14 protein-coding genes and 1 tRNA gene are annotated in these 15,977 nt (G+C 71.4%); 12 read left to right on the forward strand and 3 right to left on the reverse strand.

The genetic code is table 11. The features are described 5' to 3' along the window. Positions 1-16: 16 nt before the first annotated feature. A complete protein-coding gene (locus AC3ET3_RS28885) occupies positions 17-1,852 on the reverse strand; it encodes an AMP-dependent synthetase/ligase (protein ID WP_435613150.1) in 1,836 nt (611 codons plus the stop codon). Between the two features lie 353 nt (positions 1,853-2,205). Continuing rightward, entirely contained in the window at positions 2,206-3,069 is an 864-nt protein-coding gene (locus AC3ET3_RS28890; RefSeq protein WP_432133894.1) for a LysR substrate-binding domain-containing protein, read from the reverse strand. 141 nt (positions 3,070-3,210) lie between these two features. Between AC3ET3_RS28890 and AC3ET3_RS28895 the strand changes: the two genes are divergently transcribed. Beyond that, entirely contained in the window at positions 3,211-4,365 is a 1,155-nt protein-coding gene (locus tag AC3ET3_RS28895; RefSeq protein WP_435613151.1) for a bile acid:sodium symporter family protein, read from the forward strand. A 244-nt stretch (positions 4,366-4,609) separates the two neighbouring features. After that, positions 4,610-5,137, forward strand: coding sequence for an isochorismatase family protein (locus AC3ET3_RS28900; RefSeq protein ID WP_435613152.1), 528 nt, complete (start codon positions 4,610-4,612; stop codon positions 5,135-5,137). A gap of 99 nt (positions 5,138-5,236) precedes the next feature. On the opposite strand, the gene fdhD is transcribed toward AC3ET3_RS28900, so the two are convergent. Further along, positions 5,237-6,085 carry a formate dehydrogenase accessory sulfurtransferase FdhD gene (fdhD, locus tag AC3ET3_RS28905; RefSeq protein ID WP_432158307.1) on the reverse strand — a complete coding sequence of 283 codons (849 nt, stop codon included), beginning with the start codon at positions 6,083-6,085 and terminating at the stop codon, positions 5,237-5,239. Between the two features lie 368 nt (positions 6,086-6,453). Here fdhD and AC3ET3_RS28910 point away from each other — a divergent pair, with 368 nt between their 5' ends. The 10 genes from AC3ET3_RS28910 (at position 6,454) to AC3ET3_RS28955 (ending at position 15,937) form a co-directional block, all read left to right on the forward strand. Continuing rightward, entirely contained in the window at positions 6,454-7,401 is a 948-nt protein-coding gene (locus tag AC3ET3_RS28910) for a beta-ketoacyl-ACP synthase III (RefSeq protein WP_432133898.1), read from the forward strand. A gap of 175 nt (positions 7,402-7,576) precedes the next feature. Next, positions 7,577-8,251 carry a GntR family transcriptional regulator gene (locus AC3ET3_RS28915; RefSeq protein ID WP_435613153.1) on the forward strand — a complete coding sequence of 225 codons (675 nt, stop codon included), beginning with the start codon at positions 7,577-7,579 and terminating at the stop codon, positions 8,249-8,251. Positions 8,252-8,477: 226 nt separating this feature from the next. Continuing rightward, positions 8,478-8,562, forward strand: a tRNA-Leu gene (locus AC3ET3_RS28920). Positions 8,563-8,953: 391 nt separating this feature from the next. After that, positions 8,954-10,339 (forward strand): LCP family protein, encoded by a 1,386-nt coding sequence (locus AC3ET3_RS28925; protein ID WP_432133918.1) that lies wholly within the window; start codon positions 8,954-8,956, stop codon positions 10,337-10,339. Positions 10,340-10,683: 344 nt separating this feature from the next. Next, complete coding sequence (locus AC3ET3_RS28930; protein ID WP_435613154.1) at positions 10,684-11,880, forward strand: ATP-binding protein; 1,197 nt, start codon at positions 10,684-10,686, stop codon at positions 11,878-11,880. Further along, complete coding sequence (locus AC3ET3_RS28935; RefSeq protein WP_432133920.1) at positions 11,877-12,278, forward strand: roadblock/LC7 domain-containing protein; 402 nt, start codon at positions 11,877-11,879, stop codon at positions 12,276-12,278. Before AC3ET3_RS28930 ends, AC3ET3_RS28935 begins: the two co-directional genes overlap by 4 nt. Further along, positions 12,275-12,652, forward strand: coding sequence for a DUF742 domain-containing protein (locus AC3ET3_RS28940; RefSeq protein ID WP_432133921.1), 378 nt, complete (start codon positions 12,275-12,277; stop codon positions 12,650-12,652). The genes AC3ET3_RS28935 and AC3ET3_RS28940 overlap by 4 nt, the downstream gene beginning before the upstream one ends. Then, entirely contained in the window at positions 12,627-13,220 is a 594-nt protein-coding gene (locus AC3ET3_RS28945) for a GTP-binding protein (protein ID WP_432133922.1), read from the forward strand. Before AC3ET3_RS28940 ends, AC3ET3_RS28945 begins: the two co-directional genes overlap by 26 nt. Positions 13,221-13,231: 11 nt before the next feature. Next, a complete protein-coding gene (locus AC3ET3_RS28950) occupies positions 13,232-14,575 on the forward strand; it encodes a cytochrome P450 (protein ID WP_432158311.1) in 1,344 nt (447 codons plus the stop codon). Between the two features lie 222 nt (positions 14,576-14,797). Further along, positions 14,798-15,937: a tryptophan dimethylallyltransferase family protein gene (locus AC3ET3_RS28955; RefSeq protein WP_435613155.1), complete on the forward strand. Its 1,140-nt coding sequence runs from the start codon at positions 14,798-14,800 to the stop codon at positions 15,935-15,937. Positions 15,938-15,977: the final 40 nt, after the last annotated feature.

Here is a 15,977-nt window from a genome sequence, read left to right on the forward strand (position 1 = left end):
AGCCACCGCACCGGCCCTAGGAGCCCCGGGAGTGGTACAGGGCGTCCACCTCCTCGGCGTACGCCTTCTCTATGGCCTTGCGCTTCAGCTTCAGGGACGGGGTGAGCAGGCCCTGCTCCTCGGTGAAGGGCTGCGCCAGGATACGGAAGGTGCGGATCGACTCGGCCTGGGAGACCAACGTGTTCGCGGCCACCACGGCCCGGCGCACCTCGGTCTCCAGATCGGGGTCGTGGACCAGCTCGGCCGGTTCCATCCGGGGCTTGCCGCTCATGTGCAGCCAGTGTTCGACGGCCTCCTGGTCGAGGGTGACCAGGGCGGCGACGAAGGGCCGGTCGTTGCCGACGACGACACACTGGTTGACCAGAGGATGCTCACGCACCCGCTGCTCCAGCAGGCCCGGGGAGACGCTCTTGCCGCCGGAGGTGACCAGGATCTCCTTCTTGCGGCCGGTGATGGTCAGGAAGCCGTCCGCGTCGAGGCTGCCGAGGTCGCCGGTGGCCAGCCAGCCCTCGTGCAGGGTCTGGTCGGTGGCCTTGGGATCGTTGAGGTAGCCCTGGAAGACGTTGGCGCCGCGCAGCCAGACCTCCCCGTCGTCCGCGATGTGCACGGTCACGCCGGGAATGGGCCGGCCGACGGTGCCGTAGCGGGTGCGGCCGGGCGGGTTGGCGGTGGCCGCGGCCGTGGACTCGGTCAGGCCGTACCCCTCGTAGATCTGGACGCCCGCGCCGGCGAAGAACAGGCCCAGCCGGCGGTCCATGGCCGAACCCCCCGACATCGCCTGCCGCACCCGGCCGCCCATGGCAGCGCGCACCTTGGAGTAGACGACCTTGTCGAAGAACTGGTGCTGCACGCGCAGCCCCGCCGAGGGGCCGGGACCGATGCCCCACGCCTTCGCCTCCACGGCGTCCGCGTAGGCCACGGCGACCTCGACGGCCTTCTCGAACGGTCCGCTCCTGCCCTCCCGCTCCGCCCTGCGCCGAGCCGCCTCGAACACCTTCTCGAAGATGTAGGGGACGGCCAGGAAGAACGTCGGCCGGAACGCGGCCAGGTCGGGCAGCAGCGCCGCAGCGTTGAGCTGCGGCTGGTGACCGAAGCGGACCTGGCCGCGGACCGCGGCGACCTGCACCATCCGGCCGAAGACGTGCGCGAGCGGCAGGAACAGCAGGGTCGCCGCCTCGTCCCCCTTGCGGGAGCGGAACACCGGCTCCCAGCCGTGGATCACCGCGTCCGCCTCGTGCATGAAGTTGCCGTGGGTGAGCAGGCAGCCCTTCGGGCGGCCGGTGGTCCCGGAGGTGTAGATGACCGTGGCGACCGAGTCGGGCGTGACCGCCTCGCGGTGCCGGTCCACCACCTCGTCCTCCAGGTGGGCGCCCGCGTCGTACAGCTCCTGCACCGCGCCCTCGTCCAGTTGCCACAGCCGGCGCAACCGGGGCAGGCGGTCGATGACCGTGGCGATGGTCATCGCGTGGTCCTCGTGCTCGACGACCGCGGCCGTCACCTCGGCGTCGTACAGCATCCAGTAGCACTGCTCGGCCGACGACGTCGGGTACACGGGCACCACCTGTGCGCCGATCGTCCACAGGGCGAAGTCGAACAGGGTCCACTCGTAGCGGGTACGCGACATGAGCGCGACCCGGTCGCCGAACCGCACACCCTGGGCCAGCAGGCCCTTGGCCAGTGCCAGCACCTCGTCGCGGAATTCCGCGGCGGTCACATCGCGCCACCGGCCCGCTTCGTCCTTGCGGCCCAGCGCGATGTGGCTCGGGTCGCGCTCGGCGTGCTCGAAGACGACGTCGGCCAGGCCGCCCACCGGCGGCGCCGACGCCAACGGAGGATTGGTGAACTCGTGCAAACCCGGCTCCCCGCTCTCTGGCCGCAGCGCCGTGAAAGCTACCCCACCGCGGCAGGGCGCGTCAGGGGGCGCGAAGGCGAGCGGTGCCGTCGTCGGTGCAGGTCAGGGGTGACTATATGGGCCCACATGGGGAAGGGTCGGACAGAAAACTGACCATTCAGTAAGTTTCGGTGCCGTGATCTCCACCGAATCCCCGTATCCCGCACACGCGTTCAGCGGGCGGGCTCACGGGCCTCGACCGTCACTTGCCTCAGCGTCCGGCGGACCGATTCCGTCACGCGGGGAGCGGGGAGCGGGGAGCGGGGAGCGGGCGGGCGGAAGGAGAGGGCGGGGTAGGGGCAGGGCGGGCGCGCCTACCGCCGGTGGAGCCGATCGCCGCCCGCCAGGATCGCCGCCGCGAGGGCGTCCGCCGCGTCCTGCGCGGTCGTCCGGCGTCGGCCGTGCACCAGCACGAAGTCGACCCGGCCGAGTTCCGGCAGACCGGCCCGGTCGGGTACGCGGACGAGACCGGGCGGGATCAGGCCGCGCGAGTGGGCCATCACGCCGAGACCGGCTCGGGCCGCCGCGATCAGCCCGTTGAGGCTGGTGCTGGTGCACACGATCCGCCACGGCCGGCCCTGCCGCTCCAGCGCCTCCAGCGCGAGCGCGCGGGTGATGCCGGGCGGCGGGAAGACGATCAGCGGCACGGGGCGTTCCGGATCCAGGCGCAGCCGGTCCGTGCCGATCCAGACGAGGCGGTCGTGCCAGACCGGTTCGCCGCGCGGGTCCTCGGGGCGCCGCTTGGCGAGGACCAGGTCGAGCTTTCCGGCCGCGAGCCGCTCGTGCAGGGTGCCGGACAGTTCCACCGTCAGTTCGAGGTCGACCTCCGGGTGCTCGTAGCGGAAGCTCTCCAGGATCTCGGGCAGCCGGGTCAGGACGAAGTCCTCCGAGGCGCCGAACCGCAGCCGGCCGCGCACCCGTGTGCCGGTGAAGTAGGCCGTCGCCTGTTCGTGGACCTCCAGGATCCGGCGAGCGAAGCCGAGCATGGCTTCGCCGTCCTCCGTGAGCCGGACGGAGTGGGTGTCCCGGCTGAACAGCGTCCGCCCGGCCGCGTCCTCCAGCCGCCGTACGTGCTGGCTGACCGTCGACTGGCGCAGTCCCAGCCGCCGCGCCGCCTGCGTGAAACTCAGCGTCTGCGCCACCGCGAGGAAGGTTCGCAGATGGGAGGGGTCATACATACCGCATACGGTAGCCGGTCATCACGCATCATGATGACAGTCAGAGCGGTATGACGGATTCCCGATCACCCCGAAGGGGAGGACCATGAGGAAGGGGAACCCTCCCCGGAGTACAGCGCCCGGACCAGCAAGTGGAGCACCGTGAGACGCCTGAAGTGGCCGAGCCGGCTGCCGATCGACCCGTACATCGTGCTGCTGCTCGGTACGGTCGGTCTGGCGGCCCTCCTTCCGGCGCGGGGTACGGCGGCCGACGTGGCCTCGGGGGCCTCCACGGTGGCGATCGCGCTCCTCTTCTTCCTCTACGGCGTCCGCCTGTCCACCCGTGAGGCGCTGGACGGCCTCCGGCACTGGCGTCTGCACGTCACCGTCCTGGCCTGCACCTTCGTCGTCTTCCCCGCGCTCGGTCTGGCGGCCCGGGGCCTGGTACCGGTCCTCTTGACCCAGCCCCTCTACCAGGGGCTGCTCTTCCTGACCCTCGTGCCGTCCACCATCCAGTCGTCGATCGCCTTCACCTCGATCGCCCGTGGGAACGTTCCCGCCGCGATCTGCGCCGGTTCCTTCTCCTCCCTCGTCGGCATCGTGATCACCCCACTGCTGGCGGCCGCCCTGCTCGGCGACGACGGGGGCGGCTTCTCGGCCGACTCGCTGGTCGAGATCGTGCTGCAACTGCTGACGCCGTTCCTGGCGGGGCAGGTGCTGCGCCGGTGGATCGGGGCCTACGTCGCGCGTCACCGCAAGGTGCTCGGCTACGTGGACCGCGGCTCGATCCTTCTCGTCGTGTACACGGCGTTCAGCGAGGGCATGGTGAAGGGCATCTGGCATCAGGTCAGCCCTCTCCGGCTCGGCGGGCTGCTGGTCGTCGAGGCGGTGCTGCTCGCCGTGATGCTGACCCTGACCTGGTACGGCGCCAAGGCGCTGCGCTTCGACCGGCAGGACCGCGTGACCATCCAGTTCGCGGGGTCGAAGAAGTCGCTCGCCGCCGGGCTGCCCATGGCCGGCGTGCTGTTCGGCGCGCAGGCCTCGCTCGCCGTGCTGCCGCTGATGCTCTTCCACCAGATGCAGCTCATGGTCTGCGCCGTCATCGCCAAGCGGCGCTCCCGTGACCCGCTGCCCGGTCCGGAGGACCGGACGGGCGAGGCCCACGATCCTGGGGCCGCCCGGCAAGACGCCGATGACTCGGCGCGGCAGGCCGGATCGCGCACCGAGGCCGGCGGCGGTGCGACCGCCGAGGCCGGCGACGGGGCGACCGCCGAGACACAGTCGGGTGCCGACACCCGCGCGGCGCGCTCGCGCTGAGGCCGTAGGCGAGCCGCCACGGTTCCCCGCCGCCCGCCGCCCGCCGCCCGCCGCCGTACAAGGTCCGCCGCGGCCCCCGAGCACTCGGGTCCACGGACCGGGCCGGGCTGGGCCGGCCCTCGTCATCGGACCGGGCCGGCCCTCGTCCCGCTCGCCTCGCTCGACCCCGCGGAACATGACCGGTTCATACGCCTGTTGAGCAGGATTTCCGGTACGGAGGGCTGATGGCGGATAACGTTCCGTCATGACCGCACCTCTCGCACTGGATCCCGCGCGCACCGCCCTCGTTCTCGTCGATCTCATGGACCGCATCGTCGCGTTGCCCCTGGAGCCCCGTAAGGGCACCGAAGCCCTGTGTGTCGCAGAGGAGCTGGCGACCGCGTTCCGTTCGGCCGGCGCCCCCGTCGTCCTGGTCCGGGTCGAACGCCCCGGTGCCGCGCAGCAACCGCCGGGCAGCGGCCTGGTCCAGGGACTGCTGCACGACGGCGACCTGGAGATCGTGAAGCGGACCCTCGGGGCGTTCCAGGCGACCGGCCTCGACGACGCACTGCGCAGGCGGGGGGTGGCCACCCTGGTGTTCGGCGGCATCGCCACCAACCTCGGCGTCGAGTCGACCGCCCGCGCCGCCGCCGACCTCGGCTACGAGCTCGTCTTCGTCGAGGACGCCATGGCCGCCTTCACCGAGGCCGAGCACCGGGCGTCGGTGACGCTCGACTTCCCCCGGCTGGGCTCGGTGGTCGGGTCGGCCCGGGTGACGTTCGCCGGGCAGTGACGTCAGGGCCGCCGGTGGAGCCGGCAGGGTGTGGACCGGGCGGCGCAGGGCGCTGGTGCCCGTCGCGGCGCTGCCCGCCGGCCGGTACACGGACACCGGTCAGCCCTGAGCGGCCGCCGTTCGCAGCGCGAGCCGGTGTTCACCCGCGTACACGTTCATGGAACCGCCCCGCAGGAAGCCCACCAGCGTCAGTCCGCTCTCCGCCGCCAGGTCCACGGCCAGCGAGGAAGGCGCCGACACCGCCGCCAGCACCGGGACGCCCGCCATCACGGCCTTCTGCGCCAGCTCGAAGGAGGCGCGGCCGGAGACCAGCAGGATGGTGCGGGACAAGGGCAGCTCGCCGTTCTGCAGGGCGCGGCCGACCAGCTTGTCGACCGCGTTGTGCCGCCCGACGTCCTCACGCACGTCCAGCAGCCCGCCGTCCTCGGAGAACAGGGCCGCCGCGTGCAGCCCTCCGGTGCGGTCGAAGACCCGCTGGGCGGCGCGCAGCCGGTCGGGGAGTTCCGCGAGCAGGTCGGAGCCGATCCGCAGCGGCGGTGTGTCGGCCAGGGACCAGTGCGCCGTCGTGCGGACCGCGTCCAGGCTGGCCTTTCCGCACAGCCCGCACGAGGACGTGGTGTAGACGTTGCGTTCGAGGGTGAAGTCGGGGAGCCGCACGCCGGGGGCGGTCGTCACGTCCACGACGTTGTAGGTGTTCGAGCCGTCGACCGTCGCCCCGGCGCAGTAGACGATGTTCAGTACATCGGATGCGGTCGCCAGCACACCCTCGCTGACCAGGAAGCCGGCGGCCAGCGCGAAGTCGTCGCCCGGCGTCCGCATGGTGATCGCGAGCGACCTGCCGTTGAGCCGTATCTCCAGCGGCTCCTCGGCCACGAGGGTGTCCGGCCGGGTGGACACCACGCCGTCCCGGACCCGGATCACCTTGCGCCGTTCCGTGACACGTCCCATGTTCTGATCAGCCCCGGTTCTGTACGTGCTGGTGGCCCGGACGGCCCTTTGATACGAGAAGCGCCGCGGGCCGCCGGGCCGACGGCGCGGCGAGGTGACCTCGGCGACCCCATTGTCCTGCACATGGAGCGTGCGAGCGCGGCCCGCTCCACGGTACGCACATCTGCGGTCGTCCTTCCGTGTCGGTCACCGACGCGTCCCGGGTACCCGGACGGGCGCATGTTTGTCCGCCGTTCGGGTGTCCGAGACCCTGAGGGAAGCCGACAACCCGCGCGCCCGATTCCTGTCGCTTCACCTGCCCTCGTACCCGTGAGTCACTGATCAGACTGGTGGATCCCGCAGATCCAGGCAACGAGGGGGACCACCCAATGAACGGCTCGCGCATCGTCGCCGTCGGCCACTACCAGCCCGCCAAGGTGCTCACCAACGAGGACCTGACGGCCAGGGTCGACACCAGCGACGAGTGGATCAGGTCACGGGTGGGCATCCGGACCCGGCACATCGCCGGGCCCGACGAGCCCGTCGACGAGCTCGCCGCGCACGCCGCCGCCAAGGCGCTGGCGACGGCCGGGCTCGCCCCCGACGACATCGACCTGGTGCTCGTGGCGACCTCGACGGCCGTCGACCGCTCACCCAACACCGCCGCCCGGGTCGCCGCCCGGCTGGGCGTGCCGCGGCCGGCGGCGATGGACGTCAACGTCGTGTGCGCCGGGTTCACCCACGCCCTGGCCACCGCCGACCACACCCTGCGCGCCGGTGCCGCGCGCCGCGCGCTGGTGGTCGGCGCCGACAAGATGTCCGACGTCACCGACTGGACCGACCGCACCACCTGCGTGCTCGTCGGTGACGGTGCGGGGGCCGCCGTCGTCGAGGGCTGTGCGGACGGCGCCGAGCCGGGTATCGGGCCGGTGCTGTGGGGGTCGGTGCCGGAGATGGGGCACGCGGTGCGCATCGAGGGCCAGCCGGCGCGGTTCGCGCAGGAGGGGCAGAGCGTGTACCGGTGGGCCACCCAGCAGCTGCCGCCCCTGGCGCGGCAGGCCTGTGAGCGGGCGGGGCTCGCCCCGGCGGATCTCGCCGCGGTGGTGCTGCACCAGGCGAACCTGCGCATCATCGAACCCCTCGCGGAGAAGCTGGGGGCGGTCAACGCGGTGGTCGCCCGGGATGTCACCGATTCGGGTAACACCTCTGCGGCCAGCATTCCGCTCGCGCTGTCCAAGCTGGTGGAGCGGGGTGCGATCTCCGGCGGCGACCCGGTGCTGCTGTTCGGTTTCGGCGGCAACCTGTCGTACGCCGGGCAGGTCGTACGGTGTCCGTGACGGGGTCGGCCGGCGGGGCGCGGTGAGGCGAGGGCCGGGCGGTGTGCCGATCCCGACGGCCCCCGGCCCGGCTACCGGGAGCCGCGGACCGTAGACGAAAGACACTCGATACTGGCTCCTCACCGGTCACGGCCGACACGGACGGGGCGTGGGGCAGCCCAGGAGGGGGACCGCGATGTTGTCGACAGGACTTCCGCAGGGCGCGGTGCCCCGGCTCGAACGGCCGGGGCCGCTGCGCGACCGCGTCTACGAGGCGCTGCTCGAACTGATCACCACCCGTGCCCTCCAGCCCGGCCAGCACCTCGTGGAGAGCGAACTCGCCAACCACCTCGGGGTCTCCCGCCAACCGGTGCGCGAGGCACTGCAGCGGCTGAACACCGAGGGCTGGGTGGACCTGCGCCCCGCCCAGGGCGCCTTCGTGCACGAGCCGACGGACGAGGAGGCCGACCAACTCCTCACCGTGCGGGCCCTGCTGGAGGCGGAGGCCGCCCGGCTCGCCGCCGCCCACTCGGACGAGGACGGCATCGACGCCCTCGAACGGATCGTGCACCTGGGTCTCGCGGCCGTCGACGACGATGACGTGGCGGCCGCGGTCGCCCTCAACGCCCGTTTCCACGCCACGGTGATGGAACTCGCCGGCAACGCGGTGCTCGCCGAACTCGCCGCCCAGGTCGACCGGCGGGTGCGCTGGTACTACACGCCGGTGGCCCGACAGCGGGGCCGCCAGTCCTGGATCGAGCACGAGGAGCTGGTCACGGCGATCCTCAACCGCGACGAGCAGGAGGCCACCCGGCTGATGCGCGAGCACACCGAGTACACCCGGCGTTCGTACCAAGCCCGGCCGAGGTGACTCCGGCCCCCGCACCGGCAATCGAGGGCTCCCGGAGATCCCGGGGCCGGTCCCGACCCCGTTCCCCGAGTGAGCGGGCGATCACCCGTCGTGATGATCGGCGGCGCCCCGGTCCCACGTCCCCGCACGGCGTCCTGCCTGCGGATACGCAGGTGAAACGTGCTCCGAAACCTTGGTATTGTTGTCCGTGTCGCCGCGGGGAGCACCCCGGGGCGGCAGGCACCTGGTCCGGGTGGCGGAATGGCAGACGCGCTAGCTTGAGGTGCTAGTGCCCTTTATCGGGCGTGGGGGTTCAAGTCCCCCCTCGGACACTTCACATCGCATCGTCGGGGCGTTCACGAGATCGCCCCCTCGTTCATCACCGCGGGCGGATCGAGCCGGTCTCGATCCGCCCGCGGTGTTCCCGTGCCCTCCTTCGGTGTCCCCTTCCCGTCCTCCGTCGCGGTCGCCCCGCCGCCGGCCGTGTCACCGCCGGGGCCGGACCGACGCTCACCGGAGCGTGAGGCCACTGTGTCAATCCGTGACGAAATCGCGTATTCGTGCGACAAGGGCAACCGATGGGGCTCATCGGTGGTCTGAGCACGATGAGACGTTCGGGACTTCCGAACGTACGTCTACTGGAGCAGAGTTCGGCCGGCGTGAATCGTGCCGGAGCGGCGACGCGGCGTACCGCGCGACGGCCGAGCGGAGGGGCGAGCGAGGGTGGGCGGAACGGGCAGGCGCAGGGCGGCCAGGGCCGGTACGCGGGGCGGCGGCCTGACGCGGCGGGGCCGGATCCTCGCCTGGGGCGCGGGCGTGACCGGCGTGGTCGTCCTGGGCGTGGGCGGGGTGGGCGCCTGGATCTACCAGGACCTCAACAACAACATCACGTCCGCCGACGTCGACGACAAGCTCGGCGAGGACCGCCCCGAGAAGATCAGCCCCGGCTCCAAGAACATCCTGGTGGTCGGCTCCGACAGCCGTGACGGCGCCAACGCCAAGTACGGCAGGAACCTCACCACGATGCAGTCGGACACGCTGATGCTGCTGCACATACCCGCCGACCGGGAGTGGGCGGCCGTGGTGTCCTTCCCGCGTGACTCCTGGGTGCAGATCCCCGCCTGCCGGAAGGGCGACGGCGGAACCTCCACCCCGCACCACTTCAAGATCAACGAAGCGTTCGCGATCGGCGGCAGCACCGGCGAGGTGGCCTCGGCAGCCGCCTGCACCATCAAGACCGTGGAAGCCAACACCGGACTGCGTGTCGACCACTTCATGTCGGTCGACTTCCAGGGCTTCAAGGGAATGGTCGACGCCCTGGGCGGCATCGAGGTCTGCCCCGAGCAGGCCATCCACTCGGAGAAGGCGCGTCTCGACCTGGAGCCGGGCTGTCAGACCGTGCGCGGTGAACAGGCGCTCGGCTACGTGCGGGTCCGCTACGGCGTCGGGGACGGCTCCGACACCGGACGCATCAACCGCCAGCAGGAGTTCATGGACTCCCTCGCCAAGAAGGCGAAGTCCAAGCTGACCAACGCCAAGGCGATGTACGACTTCCTGCAGGCGGCCACCAAGTCGCTGACCACCGACCCCGACCTGGCCGGACTGCAGCCGGTCACCGGCCTCGCCAACGAGCTCAAGGGCATCCCCGGCGACCGGCTCGCGTTCGTCACCGTGCCCAGCTACCCGCGCGAGGCGGACAAGCCCAGCGACCGGGCCAACGTGGTGTGGCAGTACCCGGAGGCCGTCGACCTGTTCACCGCCCTGGCCCATGACCGGGAGGTGGACAAGGACCGGCTCAAGGCCCAGGCGAAGAACCCGCTGTACGCCTCCCGCGTGCGGGTGCGGGTCCTCAACGGCACCGGCGTCCCCGGGCGGGCCAAGGCCGTCGCCGACAAGCTGACCGCCGCCGGCTTCACGGTTGTCGGCACGGGCAACGCCCCCCAGGACGCGGGCAGTACGACGGTCGGGTACCCGTCCGGCCTGGAGCGGCAGGGCCGGGCCGTCGCCACCTGGCTGCCGAAGGCGACCGCGGCACAGGACCCCCAGGCCGCCGCCGGAGTGGTCACCCTCGTCATCGGCAAGGACCTCGATCCGCGGGCGCTGCGCTGAGCCGCAGCCGCAGCCGCAGCCGTAGCCCCGCGTCGCGCGCGTGCCGTACGTCTGGATCGGTGCCTGATGGGTGCGGAAGCCCGTTTATCGGTTGGCTTGTCGCGGTGACGCCTGACAGTTGCCTGACTGTCCGTCAATGTTCAACCAGGGGCGCTTATTGGCGGTCCGGTGACCGCTTCCGGCGATGATACGATCACGCTCGCTTGTAGAGCGGGCGGATGGGTGCGGGACATCCCCGACTACGGGGACGGTCCGGGCGGTTGACCCCGGTGCGGGCGGTCCGCCGGTCCACCCGCGTTGACGGGAATTCAGCAACTGGCCGTCAGTCGCCTGAAGAGAGTCTTATGACGCATTACATACCGGACCCGGTGGCGTGGGTTCTCTTTGTCGCCGTCGTCGCCGCCGTCGCCCTGATCGTTCGCCAGCGCAGGGCGGCACGCACGTCAAGGCAGGAGATCGCAGGACTCAAGGCCCACTACTCCGAACTGGAGCACGAGTACGCGCAGTCCGTCGCCGCGGCCCAGGAGCGCGCCGAGGAGGCCACGAAGACCGTCCTGAAGTCGGCGATGCGCACCCTGCAGGGTCTCGCCGCCGAACAGCAGCTGATCGTCTCCCGGCTGCAGACCAAGTACGGCGAGTCGGTCATCCTCCAGGACCTGCTGGAGATCGACCACACCAACTCGCAGTTCGGCCGCCGCGCCCAGTCCATCGCGGTGCTGTGCGACGGCTGGCTCGGCCGGCAGCGCGACATCGCCTCCGTGTACGACGTGGTGCGCAGCGCCCAGGGCAGGATCCGCCATTACCGGCGGGTGGAGATCCTCTCCCAGGTGGACTTCGGCATCACCAGCCGCGCGGTGGAGCCCGTGGCGCTCGCGCTGGCCGAACTCCTCGACAATGCCACCAGCTATTCCAGCCCCGACACGGTCGTCGAAATCAATATCCGCACCGTGCCCAAGGGAATCTGCATCGTCGTCGACGACGCCGGCGTCGGCATGAACGACGAGGAACGCGCCCGCGCCGAGAAACTCCTCTCCAGCGAGCGTGTCTCGGGCGTGTCCGGTCTCGGCAACCCGCCGCAGTTCGGTTTCGCCGTGATCGGTGTGCTGGCCGAGCGCTTCGGCTTCGAGGTCTCCGTCGACTCCACCTCCCCCTACGGCGGCGTCCGCGCCGTCCTGCTGCTGCCGCACGACCTGCTCACCAACGCCCCCGAGCAGAAGGAGCCCGCGCCGGTCGTGACCAACGTCTCCGCCGCTCCGGTGCACGCCGGCGGCCCCGAGCCCGCACCGGCCGCCGTCACCACCGCCGACGGCCTGCCCAAGCGGCGCCGCAAGCGGCCGATGGCGGTCGTTCCGAACACCCCCACCGCCGCGCCCGCCCCCGCACCGGCCGTCGGCGGGACCCGCCGCACGGGCGCGGAATCGGCGGCGATCATGGGCGCCTTCCAGCGCGGCACCCAGTCGGGCCGCGCGATCCAGGACGGCCCGGCGGACCAGACGAGCAGTACACGTGGTGCGAGCAGTGAAGGGCATGAGGTCTCGTGAACGACGATCTGTCATGGATGCTTGACAGCGCCCTGGAGATTCCCGGGGCCCTGCACGCGGTCCTGATCTCCGCCGACGGCCTGTTGATGGCCCGGACGAAGGACTTCGGCAAGGACAACGCCGACCGGGTGGCCGCCGCGATGAGCGGTGTGCAGTCACTCAGCCGCTCGCTCGGGTTCTTCTGCGAGGACCCCGGCCACCGCTGGCGGCAGACGCTCGTCGAGTTCGACGGCGGCTGGGTCTTCCTGATCTCCGCGGGCGAGGGCGCCTACCTCGGCGTGTCGGCCTCCCCGGACGTCGACATGCAGGACATCACCTTCCGTATGCAGCAGCTCGTCGGCCAGCTCGGCAAGGCACTCACCACGCCGCCGCGCGAGAACCTCGGCGTGCGCTCATGACCGGGTACGGCCAACTGGAACCCCAGACGCCGGAGTTAGTGCGACCGTACGTCATCACCAAGGGGCGTGGGCTGCCCGACGAGGAACAGCTCTCCCTGATCACCCTGGTCACGGCGGCGGAGGACCACCAGCAGCGGCCCACCCGCCTGTCGCCGGAGGAACAGAACCTGCTGGAGCTGTGTTCGGCCGGCTACCTGTCGGTGGCCGAGATCGCCGGGCACACCCATCTGCCGCTCGGCGTGGTGAAGATCCTCCTCGCCGCTCTCACCGAGGGCGGCTACCTCATCACCCGCCCGCCCGTGCAGCGGGCCCCCCTCGCCGACCGGGAGATCCTGGAGGAGGTGCTGAATGGTCTCAGGGCCAAGTTTGGATGAGGCCGCGTACGTACGCGCCGGTGAGAGCCAGACCGCCGTGAAGATCCTCGTGGTGGGCCACTTCGCGGTGGGCAAGACCACGTTCATCGGGGCGATCTCGGAGATCGAGCCGCTGTCCACCGAGGAGACGATGACCCGGGCCGCCGAGGCGGTCGACGACCTCAAGGGCGTTCAGGGCAAGACCACCACCACGGTGGCCATGGACTTCGGCCGGCTCACCATCAGTGACCGCGTCGTGCTCTACCTGTTCGGCACGCCCGGCCAGCAGCGGTTCGTCCAGATGTGGGAGGACATGGCCCGCGGCGCGCTCGGCGCGCTGGTCCTCGTCGACCCCGAGCGGCTCGCCGACTCCTTCGCCGTGATCGACCTGATCGAACAGTACGGGCTCGACTACGCCATCGCCGTCAACCACTTCGACGGCGCCCCGCTGCGCGACGAGACCGCCCTGCGTGAGGCGCTCGACCTCCTCGACGACACCCCCGTCGTCACCTGCGACGCGCGCGACGAGAGGTCCTCGGCCGAAGCGCTCATCACCCTCGTCCGCCATCTGCAGGAACGTGCCCACTAGTAGGAGCAACCATGGACGCCCATTCCACCCCCGTGCCCCCGCCCGGGTGTCCCGCGCACCACACCGGCGCCCGAGTGCCGCTGTACGGACCCGAGTTCGCCGCCGACCCGCAGGCCTACTACGCCTACCTGCGGCACTACGGCCCCACCGCGCCGGTGGAACTGGCACCCGGCGTGGAGGCCACCCTCGTCACGGACTACCAGGCCGCCCTGCACCTGCTGCAGGACTCCGCCTCGTTCCGCAAGGACGCGCGCCGCTGGCGGGACCTCAACGAGGGGAAGATCGCCCCCGACAGTCCGGTCGCACCCGTCCTGGCGTACCGGCCCAACGCCATGTTCAGTGACGGCGCCGAACACCTCAGGCTCCGCCAGGCGATAGCGGACAGCATGGCCAAGGTGGACGGCCGCCGGGTCAGCCAGGCCACCGAGCGCGCCTCCGACTTCCTCATCTCCCAGTTCAGCGCGCGCGGTTCGGCCGACCTGCTGAACGACTACGCCAAGCAGCTGCCGCTGTTCGTCTTCAACGAGCTGTACGGCTGTCCGGCCGACATCGGCGACCGTGTGGTCTTCGGCATCACCAACATGTTCGACGGCGTCAACGCCGAGCGGGCGATGGGCGTGCTGTTCCAGGCGGCCGGCGAGCTGGTGGCGCTCAAGCGGTCCCGGCCCGGCGAGGACGTCACCAGCTGGCTGATGCAGCATCCGGCGAAACTGACGGACGAGGAGATGGTCCACCAGCTGGCCCTTCTGATGGTGGGCGGCAACGAGCCGCTGCGCAACCTCATCGGCAACACCCTCCACCGGCTGCTCACCCACGACGCGTACGCCAACCAGGGCGGCCTGATCGACGAGGCGATCGACGACACGCTGTGGGAGAACCCGCCCATGTCGAACCTGGCGCCGCACTACCCGGTCGCCGACATGGAGTTCGCCGGCACCGAACTGCGCGCCGGCGACCTGGTGCTGGTCAGCTTCGCCGCCGCCAACACCGGACCGGCACTGACCGCCGCCCGTCAGGCCGGCAGCAACCGGGCACACCTGGCCTGGAGCGCGGGCCCGCACGCCTGCCCCTCCAAGGAGCCCGCCCGGCAGATCACGGTGACCGCCATCGAGAACCTTCTCAACAAGCTCCCCGACGTCGAACTCGCCGTCCCGGCCGACAGCCTGACCTGGCGCCCCGGCCCCTTCAACCGCGGTCTGGCCACCCTGCCCGCCCGGTTCACCCCGGTGCAGACCGTGCGACGTCCGGCCCAGCAGGCCCGTACCGAGGCGGTGTCGCAGCAGGAGTCCGCGGCCGGCCGGAAGGCGGAACGCAGTGGCGTGTGGAGCCAGTTCCTCAACTGGCTGACGAGGTGATTCACACAACACCCCCCAACTCGTCACGACCGCATGACATTTCAACCGTCGGGGTAGTGAGGAACGCGTCAATCCGTGTTGCTCACGAGACGAAGGAGGTGTCGTGGATCTCCTGGCCATCGACGCCGTTCACATACCGGGACACAGAGTCGTGCGCCCCCTGATACCCGCCGAGGACGGCGGGTATCTTCGTGTCAGCCGCGCATCGTGGCGGGAGGAGCGGTGACTCCCTTCCGTCACGGCGCGCCGGCCGTTCCCGACGCGGACACCCTCGGCGGCCACACCACCCGCCAACTGCTGCGGCTGTGCGAGGTCGTGGGTCTGGGCGACGACGACGCCTCGGTCTACGCGCGCACACTGCTGCGGTCGCTGGGCCCGGTGGCCGGCCGTCCGCTGGACCTGCCGCCCGCCACGCCCAGCTTCCTCTCCGATGACCACACGCCGGTGGAGTTCTCGCTGTCCTTCGTGCCGGACGCCGCCCCGACCCTGCGGGTGCTGCTGGAGCCGGGGTGCGGCGCAGGCACCCTGGCCCAGAACGGCCGTACGGGCCTGGAGTTCCTCCGTGACGCGGCGCGCCGCTGGGACTTCGCCACCGACCGGCTCGACGAGCTGACGGACCTCTTCTTCCCGGAAAAGCCCGAGGGACCCCTGGCGCTGTGGCTGGCCCTGGAGCTGAGGCCCGGCGGGGTGCCCCAGGTCAAGGCCTACCTGAACCCCGCGGCCGCCGGCGACGACCGGTCCGCCGCCACGATGCGCGAGGCGCTGCACCGGCTCGGCCACCGGTCGGCGTTCGAGGTGCTGCCCGAGGGCGACCGGCATCTGTTCCTCGCCCTGGACCTCGGTGACTGGGAGGAGCCGCGGGCCAAGGTCTACCTCGCCCACCACGACATGTCGGCGCCGGAGGCGGGCCTGCTGTGCCGTATGCCGGGCGGTCCGTCGCCCGAGGACATCGAGGCGGTCTTCCGCGTGGCGGGCGGCCTCGACACGGGGGACGGGGCGGACGGCCGGCTCTCGCGCCGTCCGGTGCAGTCCTGCCACGCCTTCACCGAGACGTCGACCGCCCTGCCGAGCGGCTTCACCCTCTACGTTCCGGTCCGGGACTACGCCGCGCACGACGGCGAGGCGCTGGCCCGCGCCACCGCCCTGCTCGACCGGTACGGCATGGACACCGGACCGCTGCGCGGGGCGGTGTCCGCGCTGACCCGGCGGCGGCTGGAGGACGGAGTGGGTCTCATCGCCTATCTGTCCGTCGCCCACCAGTCGGGGCGTCCGCCCCGGGCGACGGTGTACCTGTCGTCGGAGGCCTACCAGGTGCGGCCGCCGGCTCTGGCGTCGCTCGGTGAGCCCGCGGCAGCGCACTGAGGTCCGCAGGTGCCCGCCGCCCGCGGATCCGGTGCGGCCG

It is taken from the genome of Streptomyces sp. bgisy159 (assembly GCF_057707805.1).

What these genes read in the sequence shown, in the direction of transcription:
- AC3ET3_RS28930 (WP_435613154.1), top strand. Translation starts at nt 10,684, where the DNA reads ATGACGCATTACATACCGGACCCGGTGGCGTGGGTTCTCTTTGTCGCC.
- AC3ET3_RS28915 (WP_435613153.1), top strand. Translation starts at nt 7,577, where the DNA reads ATGTTGTCGACAGGACTTCCGCAGGGCGCGGTGCCCCGGCTCGAACGG.
- AC3ET3_RS28910 (WP_432133898.1), top strand. Translation starts at nt 6,454, where the DNA reads ATGAACGGCTCGCGCATCGTCGCCGTCGGCCACTACCAGCCCGCCAAG.
- AC3ET3_RS28950 (WP_432158311.1), top strand. Translation starts at nt 13,232, where the DNA reads ATGGACGCCCATTCCACCCCCGTGCCCCCGCCCGGGTGTCCCGCGCAC.
- AC3ET3_RS28900 (WP_435613152.1), top strand. Translation starts at nt 4,610, where the DNA reads ATGACCGCACCTCTCGCACTGGATCCCGCGCGCACCGCCCTCGTTCTC.
- fdhD (WP_432158307.1), bottom strand. Translation starts at nt 6,085, where the DNA reads ATGGGACGTGTCACGGAACGGCGCAAGGTGATCCGGGTCCGGGACGGC.
- AC3ET3_RS28890 (WP_432133894.1), bottom strand. Translation starts at nt 3,069, where the DNA reads ATGTATGACCCCTCCCATCTGCGAACCTTCCTCGCGGTGGCGCAGACG.
- AC3ET3_RS28945 (WP_432133922.1), top strand. Translation starts at nt 12,627, where the DNA reads ATGGTCTCAGGGCCAAGTTTGGATGAGGCCGCGTACGTACGCGCCGGT.
- AC3ET3_RS28940 (WP_432133921.1), top strand. Translation starts at nt 12,275, where the DNA reads ATGACCGGGTACGGCCAACTGGAACCCCAGACGCCGGAGTTAGTGCGA.